A 24,387-nucleotide genomic window follows, 5' to 3' on the forward strand; every position below is an offset into this window, starting at 1 on the left:
TTTTCTCCGCTTTCGACCGAGAAGATCGAATCGTTAATAGCGTCAAACAACATGACTCTATCAACTCCTTCTGGGCTTCGATGAACTGAAGCAATCCGCTGCCTTATTCTGCATAACTCTTTGTTTACCAAGGAGTTTTGCGTTTCGACTGCGCCGGAAGTGGGGCGAATTATAGACGCCTACAATCTGCGGTCAAGCGTTAATTACGCTTTTGTTGCAGTGGGTGCTTTTTTAGTAATAAGTCGGGGGATTCGGCGCGCCACTGGCGGTACACGCAGTACCAGAAGCAACGCACCTATAGAAGCATAGATAGCCCATTCCTTCAGATCAGCTCGCACGATCCACAGCATGTGCAACAGACCAAGCCCAAGAATCACATACACCAGCCGATGCAGCTTCTTCCAGCGACTACCCAGTCGGCGTTGGCTATAGCGATTAGAAGTCACCGCCAACACAAACAAAGACAAGAACCCCAGCGCCCCCACAATAATGTAGGGCCGCTTACGCAGCTCCACACCCAATTGCGACCAATCCAGCCCCAGGACAAACACACAGTAAGCCGCTAAATGCGCCACTACATAAGCAAAGCACCACAATCCAAGCTGCCGGCGCACCGCGATCCACCCCGCCCAACCGCTCAGTTTCTGCAGCGGCGTCATTCCAAGGGTAATCAGCAAGAGGATCAGGGTACCCAGGCCAAGCCGATCAACCAGCACCTTGCCCGGATCCGGCCCCAAGGCAAAACTCCATGCCTCATACAGCCATAATAACGGCCACACTGCCGCAGCTATAAAAACGCCAATGCGCCAGATGGGGTAACGCATCAGTAGTTCTTCCGCAGATCGAGGCCTGTATATAAAGAGGCGACCTCATCCGAGTAGCCATTGAACATCTGCGTCTCACGCACATTGGGACTGAACAGCCCACTTGGCAGACGACGCTCCCGCGCCTGGGTCCAGCGGGGATGATCCACCGTAGGGTTCACATTCGCATAGAAGCCATATTCATCCGCAGCGATACTCTGCCAAGTGGTTTTGGGCTGCTCGCTTACAAGACTGATACGCACGATGGATTTCACGCTCTTGAAACCGTACTTCCAAGGTACGACCAGACGTAACGGTGCACCGTTCTGATTGGGCAACTCGCGCCCATACATGCCAACGGCCAGAATCGCCAAAGGGTTCATCGCTTCATCCAGACGCAGCCCTTCTACATAAGGCCAGTCGATCAAGCCAAAACTCGAACGCTGCCCAGGCATGCTCTTGGCATCCTGGAGGGTTTCAAAGCGGATGTATTTGGCCTTGGAGGTCGGCTCAACCTGCTTGAGTAAGGCAGAGATCGGAAAACCCATCCACGGGATGACCATCGACCACGCCTCGACACAGCGTAAACGGTAGATCCGCTCTTCTAATTGATAGGGCTTCATGAAGTCTTCAAGGGCGTAACGCCCCGGCTTTGCGACCTCACCATCGATCACCACACTCCAGGGCTCGGTCTTGAGCGAGCCCGCATTTTTCGCAGGATCGCCCTTGTCTGTACCGAACTCGTAGAAGTTGTTGTAGTGGGTTGCGTCCTTGAACGGGGTGATGGGCTCATCCTTGACCGTCACCGCCTGCCATTTCGTTGCCGGCAATTTTTCGGCAAACCAATTGGGCGCCTTGCCAGGCTCAACATCGGGATAACGCGCGGCCTCGTCAGCACTGGCCCAACGCGGCAGGCTGCTGGCAGCAATGCTGGCAAGCGCACCACCGAGCAAGCTACGGCGAGAAAGGTAGAAGGATTCAGGCGTGACATCCGATTCTTGGCAATCGGACGCTTTGGGCAATTTGATTAACATGGCAACTCCGCAGCATTGGAGAACTGATGCACCAATAGACTGCGGAGTATGGGGGAAATTACATTAAGGCAACGTTTTGTCCCGACGCATATGCAGCAAGTACTGAATCGGCCCCGAAGCGGCGTAGACCAGGAAGGCCAATAGCAGGATCCGAGGAGGATCACTGAAGACCACCGCGAACACCAATACCACTGCCAGGATCGCCACGAAAGGCACACGCCCTTTGAGATCAAGCTCCTTGAAGCTGTTGTACTTGATGTTGCTGACCATCAGCATACCGGCCGCAGCAACCATCAACGCCACCAGGAACGACATTTTTGAACCCTGGATGCCGTAGTCACTGAACGCCCAGACGATACCCGCGACCACGCCCGCTGCCGCCGGACTGGCCAGACCAATGAAGTAACGCTTGTCAGCAGTACCCACCTGGGTATTGAAGCGCGCCAGACGCAACGCCGCACCCGCGACATAGATGAAGGCGACCATCCAACCAACCTTGCCCATGTCCCCCAGCGCCCAGGCGAAGGCCAGCAGTGCAGGCGCAACACCAAAGGCAACCATGTCCGATAGCGAGTCATACTCGGCACCGAAGGCGCTTTGGGTGTTGGTCATGCGCGCCACGCGACCATCAAGGCCGTCCAGCACCATGGCCACAAAGATTGCGATGGCAGCAAAGCCGAAATACTTGCTGGCGCTCGCCGCATCACCCGCCGCCAGGGCACTTTGGGCACTCATTGAGTTGATGATGGAATAGAACCCGGCAAACAGGTTTGCCGTAGTGAACAGATTGGGCAGCAAATAGATGCCACGATGCCGGACCTTACGGCCTTCAGCGTCATGCCCTTCTTCGACATGTTCATCGATCGGTAGCAGGCTTTCGGCGTCAGGAGCCTGGCTTGGCTCTTCGGGACGTTCGCTCATGGACTTTACCTTGCAACGGTGTGAAAAAAATTCGACCAATACTTGCGGCGAGTGTTCGCCCGCAAACGATGCAGCTTTATACCAGAACCCGCCCCTCAAACGAAAAAACGCGGCCTAAGCCGCGTTTTCTGTTGATACGTACGACTTAGTTTTTGGCTTTGTCGACGATCTTGTTGGCACCGATCCACGGCATCATGGAGCGCAGTTGCTCGCCGATGACTTCGATACCGTGAGCAGCGTTGTTACGACGCTTGGCGGTCATCGAAGGGTAGCCGGTAGCACCTTCGCTGATGAACATTTTGGCGTACTCGCCGTCCTGAATACGTTTCAGGGCGTTGCGCATAGCTTGGCGGGACTCGGCGTTGATCACTTCCGGGCCAGTCACGTACTCGCCGTATTCGGCGTTGTTGGAGATCGAGTAGTTCATGTTGGCGATACCGCCTTCGTACATGAGGTCAACGATCAGCTTCAGTTCGTGCAGGCATTCGAAGTAGGCCATTTCCGGCGCGTAGCCAGCTTCAACCAGGGTTTCGAAACCGGCTTTAACCAGCTCAACGGTACCGCCGCACAGAACGGCCTGCTCGCCGAACAGGTCGGTTTCGGTCTCGTCCTTGAAGGTGGTTTCGATGATGCCGGTACGACCGCCACCTACGCCGGCAGCGTAAGACAGCGCAACGTTCTTGGCATTGCCCGAAGCATCCTGGTAGATCGCGATCAGGTCAGGGATACCACCGCCTTTGACGAACTCGGAGCGTACGGTGTGGCCCGGTGCTTTCGGCGCAATCATGATCACGTCGAGGTCAGCGCGCGGTACAACCTGGTTGTAGTGGATCGCGAAGCCGTGGGAGAAGGCCAGGGTGGCGCCCTTTTTGATGTTCGGCTCGATTTCGTTCTTGTACAGCGCGGACTGGAACTCGTCCGGGGTCAGGATCATGACCAGGTCGGCTGCAGCAACGGCGGAAGCAACGTCAGTCACTTTCAGGCCGTGAGCTTCGGCTTTGGCAACGGTGGCCGAGCCTTTACGCAGGCCAACAGTCACGTCAACGCCGGAGTCTTTCAGGTTGCAAGCTTGCGCGTGCCCCTGGGAGCCGTAGCCGATGATGGCGACTTTCTTGCCCTGGATGATCGACAGGTCACAATCTTTATCGTAATAAACTTTCATGAGGTTCCTCTATATATCCAGGCCGTAAGGCCATTCGCTAATTTGGGTTAGATGCTGAGTACTTTGTCGCCACGGGCAATCCCGGTGACACCACTGCGTACCGTTTCCAGAATCGAGGCCGTCCCGATCGACTGGATGAAGCTGTCCAGCTTGTCGCTCGTACCGGTCAGTTGAACGGTATAAACACTGGCGCTCACATCGACGATCTGCCCGCGATAAATATCGGTAGTGCGCTTGATCTCGGCACGTTGAGCACCCGTGGCCTTAACCTTAACCAGCATCAGCTCGCGCTCGATGTGGGCGCTTTCCGACAGGTCGACCAGCTTGACCACTTCGATCAGCTTGTTGAGGTTCTTGGTGATCTGCTCGATCACCTCATCATGGCCAACGGTGGTCAACGTCAGGCGCGACAGGGTCGGGTCTTCGGTCGGTGCCACGGTCAGGCTTTCGATGTTGTAGTTGCGTTGCGAAAACAGGCCGACAACACGAGACAGAGCGCCGGGTTCGTTCTCCAGAAGCAGGGAGATAATGTGCCGCATGATTAAGTACGCTCCGTCTTGTTCAGCCACATATCGCGCATGGAGCCGTCTTTGATCTGCATCGGGTAGACGTGCTCGCTGGTATCCACTTGAATATCGAGGAACACCAGGCGGTCCTTCATGGCGAACGCCTCTTCCATCTTCGGCTTCAGATCTTTCAGATCAGTGATGCGAATGCCGACGTGGCCATAGGCTTCAACCAACTTGATGAAATCCGGAAGCGATTCCATGTAGGAATGGGAGTGACGGCTACCGTAGCTCATGTCCTGCCACTGACGAACCATACCCAGCACACCGTTGTTCAAGCACACGATTTTCACCGGAAGACCGTACTGCAGGCACGTCGACAGTTCCTGGATGTTCATCTGAATGCTGCCTTCACCGGTGACGCACGCGACGTCAGAGTCCGGGAAACTCAGTTTCACACCCATAGCTGCTGGGAAACCAAAGCCCATCGTGCCCAGGCCACCGGAGTTGATCCAGCGGTTAGGCTTGTCGAACTTGTAATACTGCGCGGCGAACATCTGGTGCTGGCCCACATCGGAGGTCACAAAGGCGTCGCCCTTGGTCACTTCGCAGAGGGTCTCGATCACGGTTTGTGGCTTGATGATGCTGCCGTCACCCTTGTCGTAAGGAAACAGGCCGCGGTCACCGCGCCATTCGTCGATCTGCTTCCACCAACTGGCAACGGATTCCTTGTTCGGCGTCTCACCGATGTCCTTGAGCGCAGCAACCATTTCGGTCAATACACTTTCAACAGGACCTACGATCGGCACGTCGGCCTTGATGGTCTTGGAGATGGACGCCGGGTCGATGTCGATGTGGATGATCTTGGCATTCGGGCAGAACTTGCTCGCGCCATTGATCACGCGGTCATCGAAACGTGCGCCCACTGCCAGGATCACGTCGGCATGGTGCATGGTCAGGTTGGCGGTGTAGCTGCCGTGCATGCCCAGCATGCCCACGAACTGACGGTCCGTACCCGGGAATGCGCCGAGGCCCATCAGGGTGTTGGTGACCGGCAGGTTGAGCAGCTTGGCCAGTTCGGTCAGCGGTGCAGAACCGCCGCCCAGGATCACGCCACCACCCGAGTACAACACGGGACGCTTGGCCGCCAGGAGCATTTCTGCCGCCTTGCGGATTTGGCCCGAGTGCCCACGAACGGCCGGGCTATAGGAACGCAGCTTGGCTTTCTTCGGGAAAACGTATTCGAATTTTTCAGCCGGGTTGGTCATGTCTTTCGGGATATCGACCACGACAGGACCCGGGCGACCGGACTGCGCGAGGTAGAAGGCCTTTTTCATGACGTCCGGAATTTCCGAGGCATGCTTGATCATGAAGCTGTGTTTCACGATCGGCCGGGAGATACCGATCATGTCGGTTTCCTGGAACGCATCGGTCCCCACCATGGTGCTTGGCACCTGGCCGGAAATGATCACCATCGGGATGGAGTCCATATAAGCAGTCGCGATGCCAGTAATGGCATTGGTTGCGCCTGGACCGGACGTTACCAGTACCACACCGGCTTTACCGGTGGCACGGGCATAACCGTCAGCCATATGGGTCGCGGCCTGTTCGTGACGAACCAGGATGTGGGTAACAGCCGGTTCCTTGAACAGTGCGTCGTAAACATGCAGCAGAGCACCACCTGGGTACCCGTAGATATAGTCGACGCCTTCGTCACGCAAAAAGCGGACGAGCATCTCACCGCCAGATAAAAGCTCCACGTTGTTCACCTCTAAAACGCCAGAATACCGTCCGTTTAAAACCGACGGGTCTTAATAGGTTTACTTCTCAACAGAGCATGAGCGACGGTGGTCGCCGACTACGTCAGCACTGACTGAGCAAGTATTGGGATCGTCCCAAGTGTTGCGGGCTTTTCCCACCCAGCGCGAGGTAACGCGTTGCGGGTGTAACAGGTCGGCGCGGATGTGCGCCTCATGATCTGCTGAGCGGGCCTGCTTCTGGCAGTCCCGATACAGCGGACTTTGGATTCTTCTGTTTCAGGCCTCTCAAGTCAAGCAATAATTGCGCTTTTTTCCAACTAAGCGCATGAGAACGTAGAAGAAAGGGCTTTGAGGAGGGATAAAACTCGCCTGAATGTCGTCAAGCGGTAGAAATGTGCGCAAGACTGCCGGAAAAACCGGCAGCCAGGCAATTAACGAGCGTCGACGATCAGTTGATCGAACTTTTTCAGCGCGTTACGTAAACCAAGACTCTCCTGAGGCCGATCGGCATAGACCATCTCGGCCATTTCGAGAATGCCTGACGCATTGGGCAACGGCAGGTCCTGTTCGAGGATCTGTTTCATGCGCACCAGGAAGATCCATTGCAACCACTGGTGGAAGTCCAGTGTGTCGACCGCAAACGGCTCGACGCTGCTGAGCGCCTCGGTGCTGGGGGACACTTCGTCCCACCAGCCCCGCACGCGCAATTCGCGCTCGATCAGCAATAACTGTTCGGCAATCGCTGGAAACCGAGCATCCATCAGAGGCTGACCTTGGCTTTTTGCCGAGCCTGGGCAGCGCCGGCGGCGTCACCTTGTGCGGCACGCGCATCGCCGATCAACGCCCACAGGCTGGCTTGCAGATCAGGACGACCGTTGGCCAGGGTCAGGCCACGACGGGCAAATTGCTCAGCCTGCGGCGCATCGCCCTGGGCCATGCGTACCTGGGCAAGGCGATACAACACTTGCGGTTCACGGGGCGCAACACGCTGGGCCCGCTCAAGGCTCGACGATGCACCATTCAAATCCCCCCCCGCCTGCTGTTGCTGGGCAGTGGTCAGCAACGCCAGCACCGGGCCATCCAATTGCTCGTCGGCTGACAAACCGCCAGCGCTGGAGGACGATGGAATGCCGCTCGGCGTCGACGGCATGGTGTAGGTACCCTGGTTGATCGGCGCGGTCTGCATCGGCGCGGAATCGATCGGCCCGGAGGTGCTTGGCCCAGGCGTCCAAGGCTCGGCACTGATTGGCGCCGAGGTAGCTGCACCGCCGCCCGGCACCATCACGACCACACCCGAATCCTGCGGCACGGCCTGAGGCCTGGCCTGGGCCGGACGGTTGGTCACGGTTTGGCGGAAACCGCCATTGGCCGATATCCGGTCATTATTGGAGACAGCTGTACTCGAATCCACCACAGGAATAGAGCCGCGCTGCACGCTGGAGCAACCGCCGAGCAAAGCCAGAGCTGTAATAGCTGGAATCCACCACTTGTTCACTTGAAACCCTCTTTGCTTAATTCATCCAGCCCTTGACCCAATCCATCACCGATTCCGCATCTGCAGGGGCTCCGCCACCGCACGCAGCACCGGCTGGTGGTTCGCTGCCGCGAATATACGGCATCTGCACCGCGCCCGGACAGTTGGCATCGGAGCCCTGGCCGGTATGCGGATCAATCCAGGCCTGCACGATGTTATCCGGCTGCGGCATGTTCAGCGGCAGCGGGTCGGCCTTGCGCATGAAACTGGTCCAGACCTGCAATGCGCCAGTGGCGCCGGTGAATGGTGTCTTGCCATTGTCGTCACGGCCCAGCCACACCACGGCGAGCACATCCTGGCCGAAACCGGCGAACCAGCTGTCACGGGAGTCGTTACTGGTACCGGTCTTGCCCGCCAGTGTCAGGTTGGAAGGCAAGACTTTATAGACCGAGCTGCCGGTACCTTCACGCATCACACGCTGCATGGCGTTCTGGATCAGATAGATGGAGCCCGCATCGAAACGCTGCTGAATCTGGAAAGGATAGCGCTTGAGCGGCTCCCCCTCCGCCGTCAGTACACTGCGGATCCCGCGCATCGGGGTGTTGAAGCCACCGTTGGCGAGGGTCTGGTACATGGTCGCCACTTCAATCGGCGTCATGGCACCGGCACCCAACAGAATCGACGGGAAAGCCGGGAATTCGCGGGTGATGCCCAGGCGCGCGAGTGTCTTGAGGACATTCGGCACGCCAACCTCCAAGCCGAGCCGGGACGTGGAAATGTTGTAGGAATGGGCCAAGCCCTGGTACAGGAACACCGTGCCGTGGGAGCGGCGATCAAAGTTCTGCGGCGTCCAGACCTGGCCGTCCCCTCCTTTGACCGACAGTGGATCATCCGACAGCCAGCTGGTGAGGGTGTATTTGCTCGGCTTTTCCAGCGCCGTCAGGTAGACCGCCGGCTTGACCAGCGAGCCGATCGGCCGCACGGCATCCAGTGCGCGGTTGAAACCGGCAAAGCTGGCCTGGCGGCTGCCGATCATGGCCTGGACTTCACCGGTTTCCGGGTTGGTCACCACCATGGCGGCTTCTACTTCGTCGGCGCCCTTACGGCCCGTCAGGCGCTTGAAGGTGTCGTTGACCGACGCTTCTGCCTTCATCTGCAGGATCGGGTCGAAACTGGTGAAGATCCGCAGGCCTTCTTCGGTCAAGTCTTCGTCGCGGTAGTCTTCACGCAACTGGCGCTTTACCAGATCGATAAAGCCTGGGAATGAACTGTCCGCCAACTTCCCGCGGGTTGTCACACCCAGTGGCATTTTCTTCGCCGCGGCCACTTGTTCCGCCGTGGCAACGCCTTGCTGTTCAAGCACATCGAGCACCAGGTTACGGCGCTCAAGCGCACGCTCCGGATTGCGACGCGGGTTGTAGTAGGAAGGCCCCTTGACCATGCCCACCAACAAGGCCACTTGATGCAGCTTCAACTCCGACAGCGGCTGACCGAAAAAGAACTGGCTGGCCAAACCGAAGCCGTGCACCGCGCGCTGACCATCCTGGCCGACGAATACCTCGTTGAGGTACGCCTCAAGGATCTCCTGCTTGCTGTAGTGCAGCTCGAGCAGCATCGCCATCATGGCTTCGGTGAGCTTACGGGTCAGGCTGCGCTCGTTGGTCAGGTAGAAGTTCTTCACCAACTGCTGGGTCAGCGTACTGCCGCCCTGGGTCATCCTGCCTCCGGATGTATTCACCCAGACAGCACGGGCAATCGACTTCGGCGAAACGCCCCAGTGGCTATAAAAGTCGCGGTCCTCTACAGCCACCAACGTTTCCAGTAGATACGGCGGCACCTGATCAAGCTTGATCAGGATGCGATCTTCAAGGTTCTTCGGGTAAATCCCGCCGATCATCAGCGGTTCCAGGCGTACCACCGGCAACTTCGAACCGTTAAGGGAGGACAGTTCGGCCACGTAGTCGCCGGAGAAGCGCACGCGCACAGGCTGGGCTTTCTCCAGGCCTTCATAGAACTGAAAGCCGCGGGTATTGAGGTCGACGGTGTTGCCGCTGACCGCAGCCGCCCCCGGACCATTGCTCACGGGTTCGCGTCGATAGCCCAGGGCGTCGAGTTCGGTGAGAAAGTCATCCTTGCTCAGCTTCTGGCCGGTGAACAGTTCCAGCGGGCGTGCGTACACCTTGGCCGGGATAGTCCAGCGCTTGCCGGAGAACTTCTCCTGGACCACAGCGTCGAGGTAGACCGCAAAGCCAGCGAGCACCACAAGGCCTACCAGGCCGAGCTTGAGCGCCCAGCCAAGCCACGGGCGCAGGCCGCGGGAAGGAGGTTTTTTACGGGAACGGGGAGATCGGGTTCGAGTCATGGCGGCGGATTATACGCACTTTATTGATGATCAACATGAGCCGGACAGCGGTTTGCACGACCGCCCGTAGCAGCCATAATGCGCGCCATGATTTCCCCCCGACTCTGAAGGATCGCCCGTGAGCCAGTCACTGATCGCAGCCCTGCAAAACCCGGCTTTGTACCCTCATCCGGTTGAAGCGTTCCAAGTCATCGAAACGCATATTTCATGGGTCATCTTGACCGGCCCCTACGCTTATAAATTGAAAAAACCGATGAACTTCGGGTTCCTGGACTTCACCGACCTGGAGAAACGCGGGCACTTCTGCAACGAAGAGCTGCGCCTCAACCAACGCCTGACAACGGATCTGTATCTGGAAGTGTTGCCGATTACCGGCACTGCCGAAGCCCCACAATTGGGTGGCGACGGCCCGGTGATCGAATATGCCCTGAAGATGCGTCAGTTCCCGCAAAGCCAACTGCTCAGCACCCTGCAAGCCAATGGCGAATTGACCGCCACGCACATCGATGAAATGGCCAGGCAGATCGCACGCTTTCACCTCGCCGCACCAAAAGTGCCGCAGGACCACGCGGCCGGCACCCCCGATGAAGTGATGGCGCCGGTACGGCAGAACTTCGACCAGATCCGCCCATTCCTCAGCGACAAGGCCGACCTGATTCAACTGGAAGCCCTGCAAGCCTGGGCCGAAAGCAGCTTCGAGCGCCTGAAACCGCTGCTGGCACAGCGCAAGCTCGACGGTTTCACCCGCGAGTGCCACGGTGACATCCACCTCGGCAACGCCACCTTGATTGACGGCAACGTGGTGATCTTCGACTGCATCGAGTTCAACGAGCCGTTTCGCTTCACCGATGTGTACGCCGACACCGCTTTCCTGGCCATGGACCTGGAAGACCGCGGCCTCAAGTCCCTGGCGCGGCGCTTTATCAGCCAGTACCTGGAACTGACCGGTGACTATCAGGGCCTTGAAGTGCTGAACTTCTACAAAGCCTACCGCGCCCTGGTACGTGCCAAGGTGGCGCTGTTCAGCATGCCGAGCGAGGCAAGCGCGGTGCAGCGCGCCACGACCCTGCGCCAATACCGCAACTACGCCAACCTGGCAGAAAGCTATAGCACCATTCCATCGCGCTTCCTGGCAATTACCCATGGCGTCTCGGCAGTGGGCAAAAGCCACGTGGCCATGCGCCTGGTGGAAGCATTGGGCGCTGTACGCCTGCGCTCGGACGTGGAGCGCAAGCGCATGTTCGGCGAGCAGCAGGTGGAAAACACGCCCCAGGCCGGCATCTATGCATCCGACGCCAGCGCCAGGACCTACGCTCGCTTGAATGACATCGCGGATACCGTGCTGCGCGCCGGCTTCCCGGTAGTAGTGGATGCCACCTTCCTCAAACGCGAACAACGCGACGCCGCAGCCAAGGTGGCCGAAGCCACGGGGGCGCCGTTCCTGATCCTGGACTGCAACGCGCCACAGGCGGTTATCACCAGTTGGTTGGCGCAACGTCAGGCCGACAAAAACGATCCATCCGACGCGACCCTGAGCGTTATCGAAGAACAACAGGCCAACCGTGACCCACTGACCGCCGAAGAACTGTTGCTGAGTAAACGCGTCGAGACCAACCAAAGTGGAACCCTCGATGCGTTGGTCGCACAAATTCGCCAGCGCCTGCCAGGCTTGTAAGAAAAATTTCTTGGGCGTGTCGTCTACTTGGACGCACGCCCAAGAAATAGTGGCACTATAATGGCGTCATAAATCCAACAGGAGTCGTTTTCATGAGTCAGCCCAAGCTTCTAGATACACCGCTCTACGCACTCCTGCATAAAGACGATATTCGTGGCTTCAATCAGGCACGCCCGGCAGGCGGCATTATCGACATGCGCGGCGGCGACTTCCGTGGGCTGGACTTGCGCGACCTGAACGCCACCGGCGTGGACTTCACCGACGCGTATTTCCGCTCCGCCGACTTGCGCGGCCTGGATTTGCGCGACTGCTCAATGGAAGGCGCCAGCCTGGCCCATGCGCAGATTTCGGGCACCTACTTCCCGCCTGAATTGACTGCCGATGAGATCCTCATGTCGGTCAATTTCGGCACTCGCCTGCGCTACCGCACCAAGTAACATTCGATCCAAGCCCGACTACGCGCAACGCGTAGCGGGTGCTTCACGCCTGCCCAGCGTCAAAATCCCCGCGCCATTCTTATAAGCTTTTTGGCCGTTTCGGACCAAAGAACTACGCTTTTCCTACTGAGCGCTACACTGCTGTTCAGGCCTGCCTGGTCACGATACCCACCGCACCATTCGGCCGTCGCAAGGAGGCTTGATGAACGATGAGCTGCAACACCTGAAAAACCTTGGCAAGACGTCAGCGCAGTGGCTGCATGCGGTGGGCATCCACAGTGCATCCGACTTGCGTCGCCTGGGAGCGGTCGATGCGTATCGAGCCGTCAGGACTCGCGGGTTTCGCGCATCAAAAGTGTTGCTCTATGCGATCGAAGGGGCCCTGATGGACGTGCACTGGAATGATATTCCGGTCGAGCGTAAGGAGGCGTTGAACCGCCAGCTGGATGCCATTTCAGCGCGTCAGAAGAGCTAGGTCGTCGGCAAGGCCCAATGTTTACGCGCACTTCGAACGGACGTTTGAGGAAAACCGCAGATCCTTCAAAAACAACTGTTGACTCTCAAATGAGAATCGTTATGATTATCACAACTGGTCGCGAGATCAGCCGATAACTGAAAGACCATTGGTTCGGACTCTCAGATTATCTCCTCATCAGGCTAATCACGGTTATTTGACCCGGCTTTTGCCGGGTCTTTTTTTGCCTGTGAAAAAGCACGCCTCAGCGAGCAATGATTAACGGATGCCCACGCTCCGGGTGCGGCTGAACCAATACTTCCAAACCAAACACGGCCTTAAGCGGCTCGGGCCGCAGCACCTGCGCCGGTGTATCCAAGGCGTGGGGACGGCCCTGCTCCAGCAGCAAAATGCGATCACAGTAGCGCGCAGCCAGGTTCAGGTCATGGAGGATCACCAGCACCGCTGCACCACGATCGGCAAAGCGGCGGATCGCTTGCAGGGTCGTGTGCTGATGCAGGGGGTCCAGCATCGATGTCGGCTCATCCAGCAGCAATGTCTGCCCCGACTCACCTGGCCATAGTTGCGCCAGCACCCGCGCGAAGTGCACACGTTGACGCTCGCCGCCAGACAGCGCCAAGTAACTGCGACCTTTCAAGTGTGCGACGTCTGCCGCCAGCAAGGCTGCGTGGATAATTTCATCATCGCGCGCACGCCCCGCCTGGTGGGGCAAACGGCCCATGCCGACCACCTCTTCGACACGGAACGCGAAGTCCAGGGTCGAGGTTTGTGGCAACACCGCCAGCCGCTGCGCGCGCTGCGGTCCGCTCCAGTCTTTCAACGCCTGCTGCCCCAACCACACCTCGCCCTGATCCGGATGCAACTCGCCACACAACGCCCCCAGCAACGTACTCTTACCCGCACCGTTGGGACCCAGCACACCGATCACTTCACCCGGCAGCAACTCCAGAGTGACGTCCGCCAGCACGACCTTGTGGCCACGCCGGATCTGCAGGTCTTCAACACGCAGCATCAGGCACGCCCCCGTAACAACAGGTAAAGAAAAAACGGCGCGCCAATAAACGCAGTCACGATACCAATCGGCAATTCAGCCGGTGCCAAGGCCAGTCGCGCAACCAAGTCGGCAAACAGCAACAAACTCGCGCCCGCCAATATCGACGCCGGCAGCAGCACGCGGTGATCAGGCCCGGCCAGCAACCTGACCAGATGCGGCACCACCAGCCCGACAAAACCAATCATGCCCGCCGCAGCCACCGCAGCACCTACACCTAATGCGGTACAGAACACCAACTCGCGCTTGAGCCCTTCAACATCAATTCCCAGGTGATTGGCTTCGGATTCACCGAGCAACAGCGCATTCAATGCCTTGGCCCGGCGCGGCAACCAGAGCGCCACACCGGCACTGACCAGCAATAAGGGCCATAACCGCGAATAGCTCGCGCCGTTGAGGCTGCCAAGGTTCCAGAACGTCAGGGTACGCAGGGTGGCGTCGTCCGCCAGGTAGGTGAACAGGCCCACCGCCGAGCTTGCCAGTGCAGTGAGGGCAATGCCGGCAAGCAGCATCGTCGCCACATTGGTCTGACCGTTACGACGCCCCAGTCGATAAACCAGCGCGGTCACGCCCAGCCCGCCTAGAAACGCGCACAGCGACAGCACATAAGGCCCGAATGCCTCCGATAACCCACCAAAAAATGCACCGCCGACAATGGCGATTGCCGCCCCCAGTGCCGCCCCGCTGGAAACCCCGACCAACCCCGGATCGGCCAACGGGTTACGAAACAACCCTTGCATGGCCACGCCCGACAACGCCAATACGCCGCCAACCGCCAAACCGAGCAACGTACGCGGCAAACGAATCTGCCCCAGGATCAACTCAGCCTGTTCCAGGCCTTGCGCCTCTATCGGCACGCCCATCAAGCGCAATGCCGCCTTGAGCGTATCCAGCAGCGGCAAGCTCACCGGCCCCAACGCCAACGAAAGCCAGGTCGCCAACAGGCATAACAGCGCCAGCCCGATGAACAGCGTTTTCGGTTTAACCAGAATGGTCATGGGGCGGGTTTAGCCTGTGACGGATAAAAGCCAGCCGAGAGCTTCACAAGACTTTGCGGCAGGCGCGGTCCAAGCCCACCCACCAGCAAGGTCGGGTCCAGCTCGAATACGCGGCCACGCTTGGCCGCCGGCGTCGAAGCCAGGATCGGATTCTCCTTGAACAACGCCGCGCGCGCCGCGTCCCCCGTGAGGGCGCGGTCGGCAAATACCAGCATATCCGGGCTCAACCCCGCCAACGACTCCACCGAAAACGGCTTGTAACCGCTGTGCGTGGCCAGGTTACGCCCGCCGGCCTGCTGCAACACCCAATCGCCCGCCGTGTCCCTACCGGCAATCAGCGGCTTGCCGCCAGCATGACCGATCAGCAGCAACACGCCAGGTGCCTTCTGCGAGGCCCGTGCCTTGGCGACCCAGCTTTTCTGCTGATCAAGGGCCCGTTCATATCCGGTAAACAATGCACTGGCCTTAGCCTCATCTCCCAGCAACTTACCCAAGTGCTGAAGATTACCCTTCAAAGTCGGCAAATCCGGCTGCGCCGAGAACATTTCCACTTGGACGCCCGCACTGCGAATCTGCGCCAGCACCGCCGGCGGCCCCATCTCTTCAGTCCCCACCAGCACCTGTGGGCGCAGGCTGAGAATGCCTTCGGCCGACAATTGCCGCTGATAGCCGATACTTGGCAACGCCTTGAGCGATTCAGGATGCTGGCTGGTGGTGTCCACGCCAACCAACTTCGGCTCACCGCCCAACGCCGTGACCCATTCCGACAGCGCCCCACCGGCACTCACCCAGCGTTGTGGCAGTTCAGAGGCTTGCGCCCCATGGTTGACCAGCAGTCCGACAACAAGCGCAATAGCGCTGGCACTCAGGCGCATAACAGGGTTTCCTTCCAAGGGCAGGGCCTTTCGAGCACCCATCGATGTGACAGATAACCCCTGCCGGGCATCGAACTGAGCACCCAGTCAGCTAACGGGCGAAGCCGGCATTTGATAATTGTTTGCATTTGAACGTCAAGGCACTTAAGGATTGAAATGAAGTTTCTCTGCCCCTCGGACACGCTCGCGCCCAACAGCAGCCTCGGATTTACGATGGATGGCACGCCGCTGCTGGCGGTACGTCGGGACGGCATCGCCTACTTCTATATCAACCGCTGCCCACATCGCGGCATCCCACTGGAATGGCAACCCGACCGGTTCCTTGACGACAGCGCCAGCCTGATCCAATGCGCCACCCACGGCGCGCTGTTCCTGATCGAAAGCGGCGAGTGCATTGCTGGCCCATGCGCAGGTAAAAGCCTCAAGGCCCTGCAAGGTCGCGAAGACGAGCAGGGCCTGTGGGTGGACCTCTAGTCGAGCAGCACGTCTAACCGACGATCCACGCAAATCTCCTCGGACGTCACGCGCACCCCATACGCCAATACTTCCACCCCGGCGGCTTTAGCCTCTCGCAAGGCCGCACCATAGGCGGCATCGATTTCCAGCGCTGGGCGCACAGCGTCAATCCCCGAGAGGTTGACGCAATACAACTGCACCGCCCGTACCCCTTCACGCGCCAGATGCGCCAGTTCCCGCAGGTGCTTGGCGCCACGCTGGGTCACCGCATCGGGGAAAGCGGCAACCCGGGTGCCATCAAACCCCAGCGTGACACTTTTGACTTCCACATACGCCGCGCCGTCGGGATATTCGAGACGAAAGTCGATGCGGCTTTTCTCCTGGCCGTAAGGCACTTCCCGCTTCAACGCGGTGAAACCGTTGAGTTCAGTGATCACGCCAGCGCGCAACGCCTCCTCGACCAACGGATTGGCGCGTGCCGTGTTAACGCACGCCAAGCGGCCCTGGGGCGTTTCGGCAATTTCCCAGGTGCCGGGCAACTTGCGCTTGGGGTCATTGGAGCGACTGAACCAGACCTGCCCGCCTTCCACCATGCAATTGAGCATCGAACCGGTATTTGGACAGTGAATAGTCAACAACTCGCCGGTAACGGTTTCGATATCGGTGAGAAAGCGCTTATAGCGGCGAATCAGCCGGCCTTCTTCGAGGGGAGGATAAAAACGCATCAGCCTTGCCAGCTCCGCAGGCCACGCTGGATTCGTTCCACCGCCTCCTGTAGTCGATCAAGGTTTTGCGTGTAGGCAAAGCGCACATGATGGCCCGCTTGATAGCGGCCAAAATCCAGACCGGGGGTAAAGGCGACATGCTCGGTTTCTAGGAAATGACGACAAAATGCGAAGGCATCTGTGCCGAACGCACTGATATCGGCATACAAATAGAACGCACCTTCCGGCTCTACGGCAATCCCGAAGCCCAACTCGCGCAAGGCGGGCAGCAGGAAATCGCGACGCCGGCCAAATTCGGCACGGCGCTCCTCCAGAATGCTCAGGGTCTGCGGGGTAAAGCAGGCGAGCGCGGCATACTGAGCCATGCTGGGCGCGCTGATATACAGATTTTGCGCCAGTTTTTCCAGGTCGCCGACCGCAGCTGGCGGCGCCACCAGCCAGCCCAGGCGCCAACCGGTCATGCCGAAATACTTCGAAAAACTATTCAGGACGAAGGCCTCATCGTCGACCTCCAGCACACTGGCGGCGTCAGTGCCGTAGGTCAGGCCGTGATAGATCTCATCCACCACCAGATGGCCGTTACGCGCCCTGATTGCGTCGGAAAGCCCGGCTAATTCATCACGCGTGAGGATCGTGCCGGTGGGATTCGCCGGGGAGGCAACCAACGCGCCCACGCTGTCCTGATCCCAGTGTTTGGCCACCAGGTCAGCGGTCAGTTGATAACGCACGTCAGGGCCTACCGGCACCAGTTGCGCGGCACCTTCCACCAGGCGCAGGAAGTGCCGGTTACACGGGTAACCCGGGTCTGCCAGCAGCCAATGCTTGCCGGGGTCCACCAACAGACTGCTGGCCAGCAACAGTGCGCCGGAGCCCCCGGGAGTGATCAGGATACGCTCGGGATCGACGTTCAATCCGTAGCGCTGCTGGTAGAAACCGCTGATGGCTTCACGCAATTCCGGCAGGCCACGGGCCGCGGTATAGCGGGTCTTGCCATTGGCCAACGCCGCCTGGCCGGCCTGGATGATCGGCTCGGCCGTGGTGAAATCCGGCTCGCCGATCTCCAAGTGGATCACATCATGGCCTGCCGCTTGCAGCTCATTGGCTCGCGCCAGCAACGCCATGACATGAAAAGGTTCGATGGCGCGACTGCGCGCACTGTAGGGCTGAGCCATTAGCCTTCCTTAACGGTGAGGACAAAATCAGGATTCTACCGAACCCTCGCGGTAAAACATGCTCTATTGCCTGCCTGGCCGTCCAAGATGAACCCGGCAAGCGCTTGCAAAACGACTAAAATCAACATTCGAGACGATGCATACCCAGCCACAGCGGGCTGCTGCAGTTGGCAACCCCTGCGTGACGGGCGTCGACAACCGGGAGTGGCGCACCCTGAATCTATCTGGTAAGTTCGCCCGCTTGCAGCCGCAGGGCCGGCAGGTGTCGGTGACGTTGCAATCCTGCGCAATGGATTAGAAGAGTGAGAGGCGGTCTATTCATGTCCACCCAAGCAAAGCAACAGAGCATCAGCGGCTTCCAACCCTACGTTGAATCGAAGGGTGAGGAATACATGGGCAAGCCCATGCGCGAGCACTTCTCCAAAATCCTGAAGCAGTGGAAGCAGGACTTGATGCAGGAAGTCGACCGCACGGTTGACCATATGAAGGATGAAGCGGCCAACTTCCCGGACCCGGCAGACCGTGCCAGCCAGGAAGAAGAGTTCGCCCTAGAACTGCGCGCCCGTGATCGCGAGCGCAAGCTGATCAAGAAAATCGACAAGACGTTGCAACTGATCGAAGACGAAGAATACGGCTGGTGCGAATCCTGCGGTGTCGAGATCGGTATCCGTCGCCTGGAAGCCCGTCCTACTGCGGACCTCTGCGTAGATTGCAAGACCTTGGCTGAAATCAAGGAAAAACAGGTCGGCAAGTGATCCAGCCGAGCTGAACGAATGGGGCGTGCGAACGCCCCATTTTTGTTTCTGGGATTTACCGATTTTCCAGTAGTATCCGACCCATGACTGCCTCTACCTATATCGGGCGTTTCGCCCCCACGCCCAGCGGCCATTTGCACTTCGGTTCCCTGGTCGCCGCCCTCGCCTCCTACCTCGATGCCCGCGCCAATCACGGCCGCTGGCTGATGCGCATGGAAGACCTCGACCCTCCCCGCGAAGAGCCCGGCGCCCAGGCGGCAATCCTGCATGCCCTGGAGAGCTACGGTTTTGAGTGGGATGGCGAACTGGTCCGACAAAGCGAGCGGCATGACGCCTACGCCAAGGTACTGAACGATATGTTCAACCACGGCCTGGCCTACGCCTGTACCTGTTCACGTAAACAATTGGAGCCCTACGACGGGATTTACCCAGGCCTGTGCCGAAATGCCGGTCACGACCAGCAGGACGCCGCCATCCGCCTGCGTGTTCCCGAGCTGGAGTACCACTTTACTGACCGCGCACAAGGAGAATTCCGACAACACCTGGGCCGTGACGTCGGCGACTTCGTCATCCGTCGCCGCGATGGCCTCTACGCCTATCAACTGGCCGTGGTGCTCGACGATGCCTGGCAAGGGGTTACCGATATCGTGCGCGGCGCCGATCTGCTCGACTCCACGCCACGCCAACTGTACCTGCAGGAGTTGCTGGGCCTGCGCCAGCCGCGCTATCTGCACGTACCGTTGATCGTCCAGCCGGACGGTAACAAGCTGGGCAAATCCTATCGTTCCCCGCCGCTGAATCCCGACCAGGCCACGCCGCTGCTATTGAGAGCCCTGCGCGCCCTTGGCCAGCAGCCTGGCGACGAACTGCTTCATGCCAGCCCACGGGAGTTGCTGGATTGGGGCATTGTGCACTGGGATGCCAGCAGGATCCCACGCACACTGACCCTGGCCGAAGCGCAATTACGCTGAAGGCGCTTGCAGCCTGCCAGCCATCCGTTACCATCGCGTAGGAGCGAGCTTGCTCGCGAAAAACTCCCAGGCAACACGTTTATCCAGGATGTACGCGTTTAGGTTAGCGCCCTTCGCGAGCAAGCTCGCTCCTACAGAAAACCGTTGCATTACCGCACTCTCAATCAAAGGCCAACATGTACATCTATCGATTGGTCCTGCTGCTGGTCGTCGGGATCTACCTGTTTTCCCCCGCCATCATGGATTGGTGGATCGACGCCACGGGCGCCTGGTATCGCCCCTATCTGCTGTGGCTGATCCTGATCGTCGTGACCTTCATCCTGCAGAGCCAAAAAGATGCCGATGAGCTTTAGCCTCACTCAGATGCTGCTGATCAGCGCCGCCTACCTGGCCGCGTTGTTCGGCGTCGCCTGGATCAGTGAGCGCGGAATGATTCCGCGGGCGATCATTCGCCATCCGTTGACCTACACCTTGTCCCTCGGCGTGTACGCCAGCGCCTGGGCGTTCTATGGCACCGTCGGCCTGGCCTATCAATACGGCTACGGCTTTCTCTCCAGCTACCTGGGGGTGTCAGGTGCATTCCTACTGGCACCGGTGCTGCTGTACCCGATCCTGAAAATTACTCGCACCTATCAGTTGTCGTCACTGGCCGACCTGTTCGCCTTCCGCTTCCGCAGCACATGGGCCGGGGCATTGACCACGGTATTCATGCTGATCGGCGTGCTGCCCCTGCTGGCCCTGCAAATCCAGGCGGTGGCCGACTCCATCAGCATCCTGACCCGCGAGCCGGTGCAACACCGGGTCGCCCTGGCGTTCTGTGCGCTGATCAGCCTGTTTACGATTTTCTTCGGCTCACGCCACATCGCCACCCGCGAGAAGCACGAAGGGCTGGTATTTGCGATTGCGTTCGAATCGGTGATCAAGCTGATCGCCATCGGCGGCGTCGGCCTCTACGCGCTCTATGGCGTGTTCGACGGCCCGCAACAGCTGGAGCTGTGGCTGCTGCAAAACCAGACCGCCCTCGCCGCCCTGCACACGCCGCTGCAGGAAGGCCCATGGCGCACGCTGTTGCTGGTGTTCTTCGCCTCGGCGATCGTAATGCCGCACATGTACCACATGACCTTCACCGAGAACCTCAACCCGCGCTCGCTGGTCAGCGCCAGCTGGGGCTTGCCGCTGTTCCTGCTGTTGATGAGCCTTGCGGTGCCGCTGATCCTCTGGGCCGGCCTGAAACTGGGGGCCACCACCAACCCCGAGTATTTCACCCTGGGTATCGGTATCGCCGCCAATAGCCCGGCGTTGGCGCTGCTGGCGTATGTCGGCGGTTTGTCTGCTGCCAGCGGGCTGATTATCGTCACGACGCTGGCCCTTTCGGGCATGGCCCTCAATCACCTGGTGCTGCCGCTGTACCAGCCGCCCGCCGAAGGCAATATCTACCGCTGGCTGAAATGGACGCGCCGCGCACTCATCGTCGCGATCATCATGGCCGGCTACGGGTTCTACCTGTTGCTCGGCGCCGGGCAAGACCTGGCCAACCTGGGCATTGTCGCGTTTGTCGCCACCTTGCAGTTTCTGCCGGGGGTGCTATCGGTGCTGTACTGGCCGACCGCCAATCGCCGTGGGTTTATCGCCGGGCTGCTGGCCGGGATCCTGGTATGGATCGTCACCATGCTGCTGCCGTTGGTCGGCAACCTGCAGGGTTTCTACATTCCGCTGCTGAACATGATCTACGTGCTGGACGACACCAGCTGGCACATGGCGGCGATTGCCTCGCTGGCCGCCAACGTACTGATGTTCACCCTGATCTCACTGTTCACCAATGCCAGCCCGGAAGAGACCAGCGCCGCCGAGGCGTGCGCGGTGGATAACGTGCGTCGCCCGCAACGCCGCGAACTGCACGCAGCCTCGCCCCAGGAATTCGCCACGCAACTGGCCAAGCCCCTCGGCGCCAAGGCGGCTCAGAAGGAAGTCGAGCAGGCGCTGCGCGATCTGTACCTGCCCTTTGACGAACGCCGCCCGTATGCGCTGCGTCGCCTGCGCGACCGCATCGAAGCCAACCTGTCCGGCCTGATGGGCCCCAGCGTGTCCCAGGACATGGTGGAAACCTTCCTGCCCTACAAGGCCGGCGGCGAAAACTACGTCACCGAAGACATCCATTTCATCGAGAGCCGGCTGGAGGATTACCACTCGCGCCTCACCGGCCTGGCGGCCGAACTCGACGCTTTGCGCCGTTACCATCGCCAGACCCTGCAGGAACTGCCGATGGGCGTGTGTTCCCTAGCCAAGGATCAAGAGATCCTGATGTGGAACAAGGCCATGGAAGAACTCACCGGCATCGCCGCGCAACGGGTGGTGGGCTCGCGCCTGAATACCCTGGGCGATCCGTGGAAAGAACTGCTCCAGGGCTTTATCAACCTGCCCGACGAGCATTTGCACAAACAGCACCTGGCCCTCGACGGCCAGACCCGCTGGCTCAACCTGCACAAAGCCGCGATCGATGAACCGTTGGCCCCCGGTAACAGCGGCCTGGTTCTGCTGGTCGAAGACCTGACTGAAACCCAGATGCTCGAGGACAAGCTGGTGCACTCCGAGCGCCTGGCCAGCATTGGTCGCTTGGCGGCGGGTGTGGCCCACGAAATCGGCAACCCGATCACCGGTATCGCCTGCCTCGCGCAAAACCTGCGGGAAGAGCGTGAAGAAGACGGCGAAATCATCGAAATCAGCGGGCAAATCCTCGAACAGACCAAGCGCGTCTCGCGCATCGTGCAGTCGCTGATGAGCTTTGCCCATGCCGGCGGCCATCAGAATCTGGATGAGGCCGTATGCCTGGCCGAAGTGGCCCAGGATGCCATTGGGCTGCTCGCCTTGAACCGGCGCAATTTCGAAGTACAGTTCTTCAACTTGTGCGACCCCGACCATTGGGTCGACGGCGACTCACAACGCCTGGCCCAAGTGCTGATCAACCTGCTGTCCAACGCCCGTGACGCAACCCCGGCCGGTGGTGCGGTACGCGTCAAGACCGAGGCTTTCGAACATACCGTCGATCTGATCGTCGAAGATGAAGGCAGCGGTATTCCACAGAACATCATGGACCGATTGTTCGAACCCTTCTTCACCACCAAGGACCCGGGTGAAGGTACCGGTCTGGGCCTTGCACTGGTCTATTCCATCGTTGAAGAGCATTATGGACAAATCACCATCGACAGCCCGGCTGACACCGAAAGCCAACGCGGCACCCGTATTCGGGTGACCTTGCCGCGTCATGTCGAAGCGACGTCCGCTGTGAACTGAGACCGTCGAGAGAATTGAATCAATGCCGCACATTTTGATCGTCGAAGACGAAACCATTATCCGCTCTGCCTTGCGTCGCCTGCTTGAACGTAATCAATACCAGGTCAGCGAAGCCGGCTCGGTGCAGGAAGCACAAGAGCGTTTCAGCATCCCCACGTTCGACCTGATTGTCAGTGACCTGCGCCTGCCGGGCGCGCCGGGCACCGAGTTGATCAAGCTTGGCCAGGGCACTCCGGTACTGATCATGACCAGCTACGCCAGCCTGCGCTCGGCGGTTGATTCCATGAAGATGGGCGCGGTGGACTACATCGCCAAGCCGTTTGACCACGATGAAATGCTCCAGGCCGTGGCCCGCATCCTGCGCGACCGCCAGTCAGCCAGCAGCGCGCCTGCCGAACAGCGCCCCGCCGGCAAGGCCACCAACGGCGCCGACAAACCGGGAGTCGACAACAGCAACGGCGAAATCGGCATCATTGGCTCCTGCCCGCCGATGCAGGACCTGTACGGCAAGATCCGTAAGGTCGCGCCCACCGACTCCAATGTATTGATCCAGGGCGAGTCAGGCACCGGTAAAGAACTGGTGGCCCGCGCCCTGCACAACCTGTCCAAACGCGCCAAGGCGCCGATGATTTCGGTGAACTGTGCGGCGATCCCCGAATCCCTGATCGAGTCCGAACTGTTCGGCCACGAGAAAGGCGCGTTTACCGGCGCCAGCGCTGGGCGTGCGGGCCTGGTGGAAGCGGCGGACGGCGGGACGCTGTTCCTTGATGAAATCGGTGAGTTGCCGCTGGAGGCCCAGGCGCGACTGCTGCGTGTGCTGCAGGAAGGTGAGATTCGACGTGTAGGCTCGGTGCAATCGCAGAAGGTTGACGTACGCCTGATCGCGGCCACCCACCGCGACCTCAAGAGCCTGGCCAAGATCGGTCAATTCCGTGAAGACTTGTATTACCGCCTGCACGTGATCGCGCTCAAATTGCCGGCCCTGCGTGAGCGCGGTGCCGACGTGAATGAGATCGCCAACGCATTCCTGCTGCGCCAGAGTGCACGCATCAACCGTACCGACCTGACGTTCGCGCCGGACGCCGAGCAGGCGATTCGGCATTACTCGTGGCCGGGTAACGTGCGGGAACTGGAGAATGCGGTCGAGCGTGCAGTGATCCTGTCGGAAAGCCCGGAAATTTCCGCCGAGCTGCTGGGTATCGATATTGAGCTCAGTGACTTGGAAGATGACGATTTCATTGGCCTGGCCCCGACACAGGGCGGCGCCAGCAATACCAGCCATGAGCCGACGGAAGATTTGTCACTGGAAGACTACTTCCAGCATTTCGTCCTTGAGCATCAGGACCACATGACCGAGACCGAGCTGGCACGCAAGCTGGGCGTGAGCCGCAAGTGCCTGTGGGAACGCCGCCAGCGCCTGGGCATTCCACGGCGCAAGACCGGGGTGGCCAGCGAAAGCTGAGGGTGCGCCTCCACAGGAACAC

23 protein-coding genes are annotated in these 24,387 nt (G+C 59.5%); 9 read left to right on the forward strand and 14 right to left on the reverse strand.

Annotation, left to right across the window (positions count from 1 at the left end):
- Positions 1–203: 203 nt before the first annotated feature.
- The 9 genes from msrQ to mrcB form a co-directional block, all read right to left on the reverse strand.
- On the reverse strand, positions 204–824 hold the full coding sequence (msrQ, locus tag Q8X51_RS28330; protein ID WP_065925288.1) for a protein-methionine-sulfoxide reductase heme-binding subunit MsrQ: 621 nt from the start codon (positions 822–824) through the stop codon (positions 204–206).
- Positions 824–1,837: a protein-methionine-sulfoxide reductase catalytic subunit MsrP gene (msrP, locus tag Q8X51_RS28335; protein WP_065925289.1), complete on the reverse strand. Its 1,014-nt coding sequence runs from the start codon at positions 1,835–1,837 to the stop codon at positions 824–826. Before msrP ends, msrQ begins: the two co-directional genes overlap by 1 nt.
- 63 nt (positions 1,838–1,900) lie before the next feature.
- Entirely contained in the window at positions 1,901–2,758 is an 858-nt protein-coding gene (gene pssA, locus Q8X51_RS28340) for a CDP-diacylglycerol--serine O-phosphatidyltransferase (protein ID WP_407693790.1), read from the reverse strand.
- Between the two features lie 145 nt (positions 2,759–2,903).
- Positions 2,904–3,920: a ketol-acid reductoisomerase gene (gene ilvC, locus Q8X51_RS28345; protein WP_003176099.1), complete on the reverse strand. Its 1,017-nt coding sequence runs from the start codon at positions 3,918–3,920 to the stop codon at positions 2,904–2,906.
- 47 nt (positions 3,921–3,967) lie between these two features.
- Complete coding sequence (gene ilvN / locus Q8X51_RS28350; RefSeq protein WP_003176102.1) at positions 3,968–4,459, reverse strand: acetolactate synthase small subunit; 492 nt, start codon at positions 4,457–4,459, stop codon at positions 3,968–3,970.
- Between the two features lie 2 nt (positions 4,460–4,461).
- Positions 4,462–6,186, reverse strand: coding sequence for an acetolactate synthase 3 large subunit (locus Q8X51_RS28355; RefSeq protein ID WP_065925350.1), 1,725 nt, complete (start codon positions 6,184–6,186; stop codon positions 4,462–4,464).
- Between the two features lie 431 nt (positions 6,187–6,617).
- The gene (locus Q8X51_RS28360; RefSeq protein ID WP_407693791.1) at positions 6,618–6,947 is read right to left on the reverse strand and encodes a YqcC family protein; all 330 of its coding nucleotides are present in this window, start codon (positions 6,945–6,947) and stop codon (positions 6,618–6,620) included.
- The gene (locus Q8X51_RS28365; protein WP_065925291.1) at positions 6,947–7,681 is read right to left on the reverse strand and encodes a tetratricopeptide repeat protein; all 735 of its coding nucleotides are present in this window, start codon (positions 7,679–7,681) and stop codon (positions 6,947–6,949) included. The genes Q8X51_RS28360 and Q8X51_RS28365 overlap by 1 nt, the downstream gene beginning before the upstream one ends.
- A 16-nt stretch (positions 7,682–7,697) precedes the next feature.
- Positions 7,698–10,022 (reverse strand): penicillin-binding protein 1B, encoded by a 2,325-nt coding sequence (mrcB, locus tag Q8X51_RS28370; RefSeq protein WP_065938262.1) that lies wholly within the window; start codon positions 10,020–10,022, stop codon positions 7,698–7,700.
- Positions 10,023–10,140: 118 nt separating this feature from the next.
- Here mrcB and Q8X51_RS28375 point away from each other — a divergent pair, with 118 nt between their 5' ends.
- The 3 genes from Q8X51_RS28375 to Q8X51_RS28385 all read left to right on the forward strand — a co-directional run bounded on the left by Q8X51_RS28375 (position 10,141) and on the right by Q8X51_RS28385 (position 12,609).
- Positions 10,141–11,697 carry a bifunctional aminoglycoside phosphotransferase/ATP-binding protein gene (locus tag Q8X51_RS28375; RefSeq protein ID WP_407693792.1) on the forward strand — a complete coding sequence of 519 codons (1,557 nt, stop codon included), beginning with the start codon at positions 10,141–10,143 and terminating at the stop codon, positions 11,695–11,697.
- A 92-nt stretch (positions 11,698–11,789) separates the two neighbouring features.
- Complete coding sequence (locus Q8X51_RS28380; protein ID WP_065925294.1) at positions 11,790–12,134, forward strand: pentapeptide repeat-containing protein; 345 nt, start codon at positions 11,790–11,792, stop codon at positions 12,132–12,134.
- Positions 12,135–12,336: 202 nt separating this feature from the next.
- Positions 12,337–12,609, forward strand: a complete 273-nt coding sequence (locus Q8X51_RS28385; protein WP_027605391.1) for a TfoX/Sxy family protein — start codon at positions 12,337–12,339, stop codon at positions 12,607–12,609.
- 244 nt (positions 12,610–12,853) lie between these two features.
- Here Q8X51_RS28385 and Q8X51_RS28390 read toward each other — a convergent pair whose 3' ends face one another.
- Genes Q8X51_RS28390 through Q8X51_RS28400 form a run of 3 tightly spaced genes read right to left on the reverse strand, consistent with a single transcriptional unit; the run spans position 12,854 to position 15,533 of the window.
- The gene (locus Q8X51_RS28390; RefSeq protein ID WP_407693793.1) at positions 12,854–13,621 is read right to left on the reverse strand and encodes a heme ABC transporter ATP-binding protein; all 768 of its coding nucleotides are present in this window, start codon (positions 13,619–13,621) and stop codon (positions 12,854–12,856) included.
- Positions 13,621–14,604 (reverse strand): FecCD family ABC transporter permease, encoded by a 984-nt coding sequence (locus Q8X51_RS28395; protein ID WP_407693863.1) that lies wholly within the window; start codon positions 14,602–14,604, stop codon positions 13,621–13,623. The genes Q8X51_RS28390 and Q8X51_RS28395 overlap by 1 nt, the downstream gene beginning before the upstream one ends.
- A gap of 50 nt (positions 14,605–14,654) precedes the next feature.
- Positions 14,655–15,533 (reverse strand): heme/hemin ABC transporter substrate-binding protein, encoded by an 879-nt coding sequence (locus Q8X51_RS28400; RefSeq protein ID WP_407693794.1) that lies wholly within the window; start codon positions 15,531–15,533, stop codon positions 14,655–14,657.
- A 156-nt stretch (positions 15,534–15,689) separates the two neighbouring features.
- Here Q8X51_RS28400 and Q8X51_RS28405 point away from each other — a divergent pair, with 156 nt between their 5' ends.
- A complete protein-coding gene (locus tag Q8X51_RS28405) occupies positions 15,690–16,007 on the forward strand; it encodes a Rieske (2Fe-2S) protein (protein ID WP_407693795.1) in 318 nt (105 codons plus the stop codon).
- On the opposite strand, the gene sfsA is transcribed toward Q8X51_RS28405, so the two are convergent.
- A complete protein-coding gene (sfsA, locus tag Q8X51_RS28410; protein WP_065925299.1) occupies positions 16,004–16,714 on the reverse strand; it encodes a DNA/RNA nuclease SfsA in 711 nt (236 codons plus the stop codon). The genes Q8X51_RS28405 and sfsA overlap by 4 nt on opposite strands.
- Entirely contained in the window at positions 16,714–17,886 is a 1,173-nt protein-coding gene (locus Q8X51_RS28415) for a pyridoxal phosphate-dependent aminotransferase (protein ID WP_330215573.1), read from the reverse strand. Before Q8X51_RS28415 ends, sfsA begins: the two co-directional genes overlap by 1 nt.
- Before the next feature lie 320 nt (positions 17,887–18,206).
- Here Q8X51_RS28415 and dksA point away from each other — a divergent pair, with 320 nt between their 5' ends.
- The 5 genes from dksA to Q8X51_RS28440 all read left to right on the forward strand — a co-directional run bounded on the left by dksA (position 18,207) and on the right by Q8X51_RS28440 (position 24,365).
- A complete protein-coding gene (gene dksA / locus Q8X51_RS28420) occupies positions 18,207–18,641 on the forward strand; it encodes an RNA polymerase-binding protein DksA (RefSeq protein ID WP_005791430.1) in 435 nt (144 codons plus the stop codon).
- Positions 18,642–18,724: 83 nt separating this feature from the next.
- Entirely contained in the window at positions 18,725–19,612 is an 888-nt protein-coding gene (gene gluQRS, locus Q8X51_RS28425) for a tRNA glutamyl-Q(34) synthetase GluQRS (protein ID WP_065925301.1), read from the forward strand.
- Between the two features lie 176 nt (positions 19,613–19,788).
- The gene (locus tag Q8X51_RS28430; RefSeq protein ID WP_003176118.1) at positions 19,789–19,965 is read left to right on the forward strand and encodes a hypothetical protein; all 177 of its coding nucleotides are present in this window, start codon (positions 19,789–19,791) and stop codon (positions 19,963–19,965) included.
- The gene (locus tag Q8X51_RS28435; protein ID WP_027605383.1) at positions 19,949–22,903 is read left to right on the forward strand and encodes a sensor histidine kinase; all 2,955 of its coding nucleotides are present in this window, start codon (positions 19,949–19,951) and stop codon (positions 22,901–22,903) included. Before Q8X51_RS28430 ends, Q8X51_RS28435 begins: the two co-directional genes overlap by 17 nt.
- Positions 22,904–22,925: 22 nt before the next feature.
- Complete coding sequence (locus tag Q8X51_RS28440) at positions 22,926–24,365, forward strand: sigma-54-dependent transcriptional regulator (protein WP_065925302.1); 1,440 nt, start codon at positions 22,926–22,928, stop codon at positions 24,363–24,365.
- The last annotated feature ends 22 nt before the right edge of the window (positions 24,366–24,387 follow it).

The sequence above is a fragment of the Pseudomonas sp. Yb2C2 genome, from assembly GCF_052112325.1.
Taxonomy (GTDB): domain Bacteria; phylum Pseudomonadota; class Gammaproteobacteria; order Pseudomonadales; family Pseudomonadaceae; genus Aquipseudomonas; species Aquipseudomonas marginalis.

Coding starts and splice junctions, on each gene's coding strand:
- msrQ (WP_065925288.1), bottom strand. CDS start 824: ATGCGTTACCCCATCTGGCGCATTGGCGTTTTTATAGCTGCGGCAGTG.
- msrP (WP_065925289.1), bottom strand. CDS start 1,837: ATGTTAATCAAATTGCCCAAAGCGTCCGATTGCCAAGAATCGGATGTC.
- pssA (WP_407693790.1), bottom strand. CDS start 2,758: ATGAGCGAACGTCCCGAAGAGCCAAGCCAGGCTCCTGACGCCGAAAGC.
- ilvC (WP_003176099.1), bottom strand. CDS start 3,920: ATGAAAGTTTATTACGATAAAGATTGTGACCTGTCGATCATCCAGGGC.
- ilvN (WP_003176102.1), bottom strand. CDS start 4,459: ATGCGGCACATTATCTCCCTGCTTCTGGAGAACGAACCCGGCGCTCTG.
- Q8X51_RS28360 (WP_407693791.1), bottom strand. CDS start 6,947: ATGGATGCTCGGTTTCCAGCGATTGCCGAACAGTTATTGCTGATCGAG.
- mrcB (WP_065938262.1), bottom strand. CDS start 10,022: ATGACTCGAACCCGATCTCCCCGTTCCCGTAAAAAACCTCCTTCCCGC.
- Q8X51_RS28380 (WP_065925294.1), top strand. CDS start 11,790: ATGAGTCAGCCCAAGCTTCTAGATACACCGCTCTACGCACTCCTGCAT.
- Q8X51_RS28385 (WP_027605391.1), top strand. CDS start 12,337: ATGAACGATGAGCTGCAACACCTGAAAAACCTTGGCAAGACGTCAGCG.
- Q8X51_RS28390 (WP_407693793.1), bottom strand. CDS start 13,621: ATGCTGCGTGTTGAAGACCTGCAGATCCGGCGTGGCCACAAGGTCGTG.
- Q8X51_RS28400 (WP_407693794.1), bottom strand. CDS start 15,533: ATGCGCCTGAGTGCCAGCGCTATTGCGCTTGTTGTCGGACTGCTGGTC.
- Q8X51_RS28405 (WP_407693795.1), top strand. CDS start 15,690: ATGAAGTTTCTCTGCCCCTCGGACACGCTCGCGCCCAACAGCAGCCTC.
- sfsA (WP_065925299.1), bottom strand. CDS start 16,714: ATGCGTTTTTATCCTCCCCTCGAAGAAGGCCGGCTGATTCGCCGCTAT.
- Q8X51_RS28415 (WP_330215573.1), bottom strand. CDS start 17,886: ATGGCTCAGCCCTACAGTGCGCGCAGTCGCGCCATCGAACCTTTTCAT.
- dksA (WP_005791430.1), top strand. CDS start 18,207: ATGTCCACCCAAGCAAAGCAACAGAGCATCAGCGGCTTCCAACCCTAC.
- gluQRS (WP_065925301.1), top strand. CDS start 18,725: ATGACTGCCTCTACCTATATCGGGCGTTTCGCCCCCACGCCCAGCGGC.
- Q8X51_RS28430 (WP_003176118.1), top strand. CDS start 19,789: ATGTACATCTATCGATTGGTCCTGCTGCTGGTCGTCGGGATCTACCTG.
- Q8X51_RS28435 (WP_027605383.1), top strand. CDS start 19,949: ATGCCGATGAGCTTTAGCCTCACTCAGATGCTGCTGATCAGCGCCGCC.
- Q8X51_RS28440 (WP_065925302.1), top strand. CDS start 22,926: ATGCCGCACATTTTGATCGTCGAAGACGAAACCATTATCCGCTCTGCC.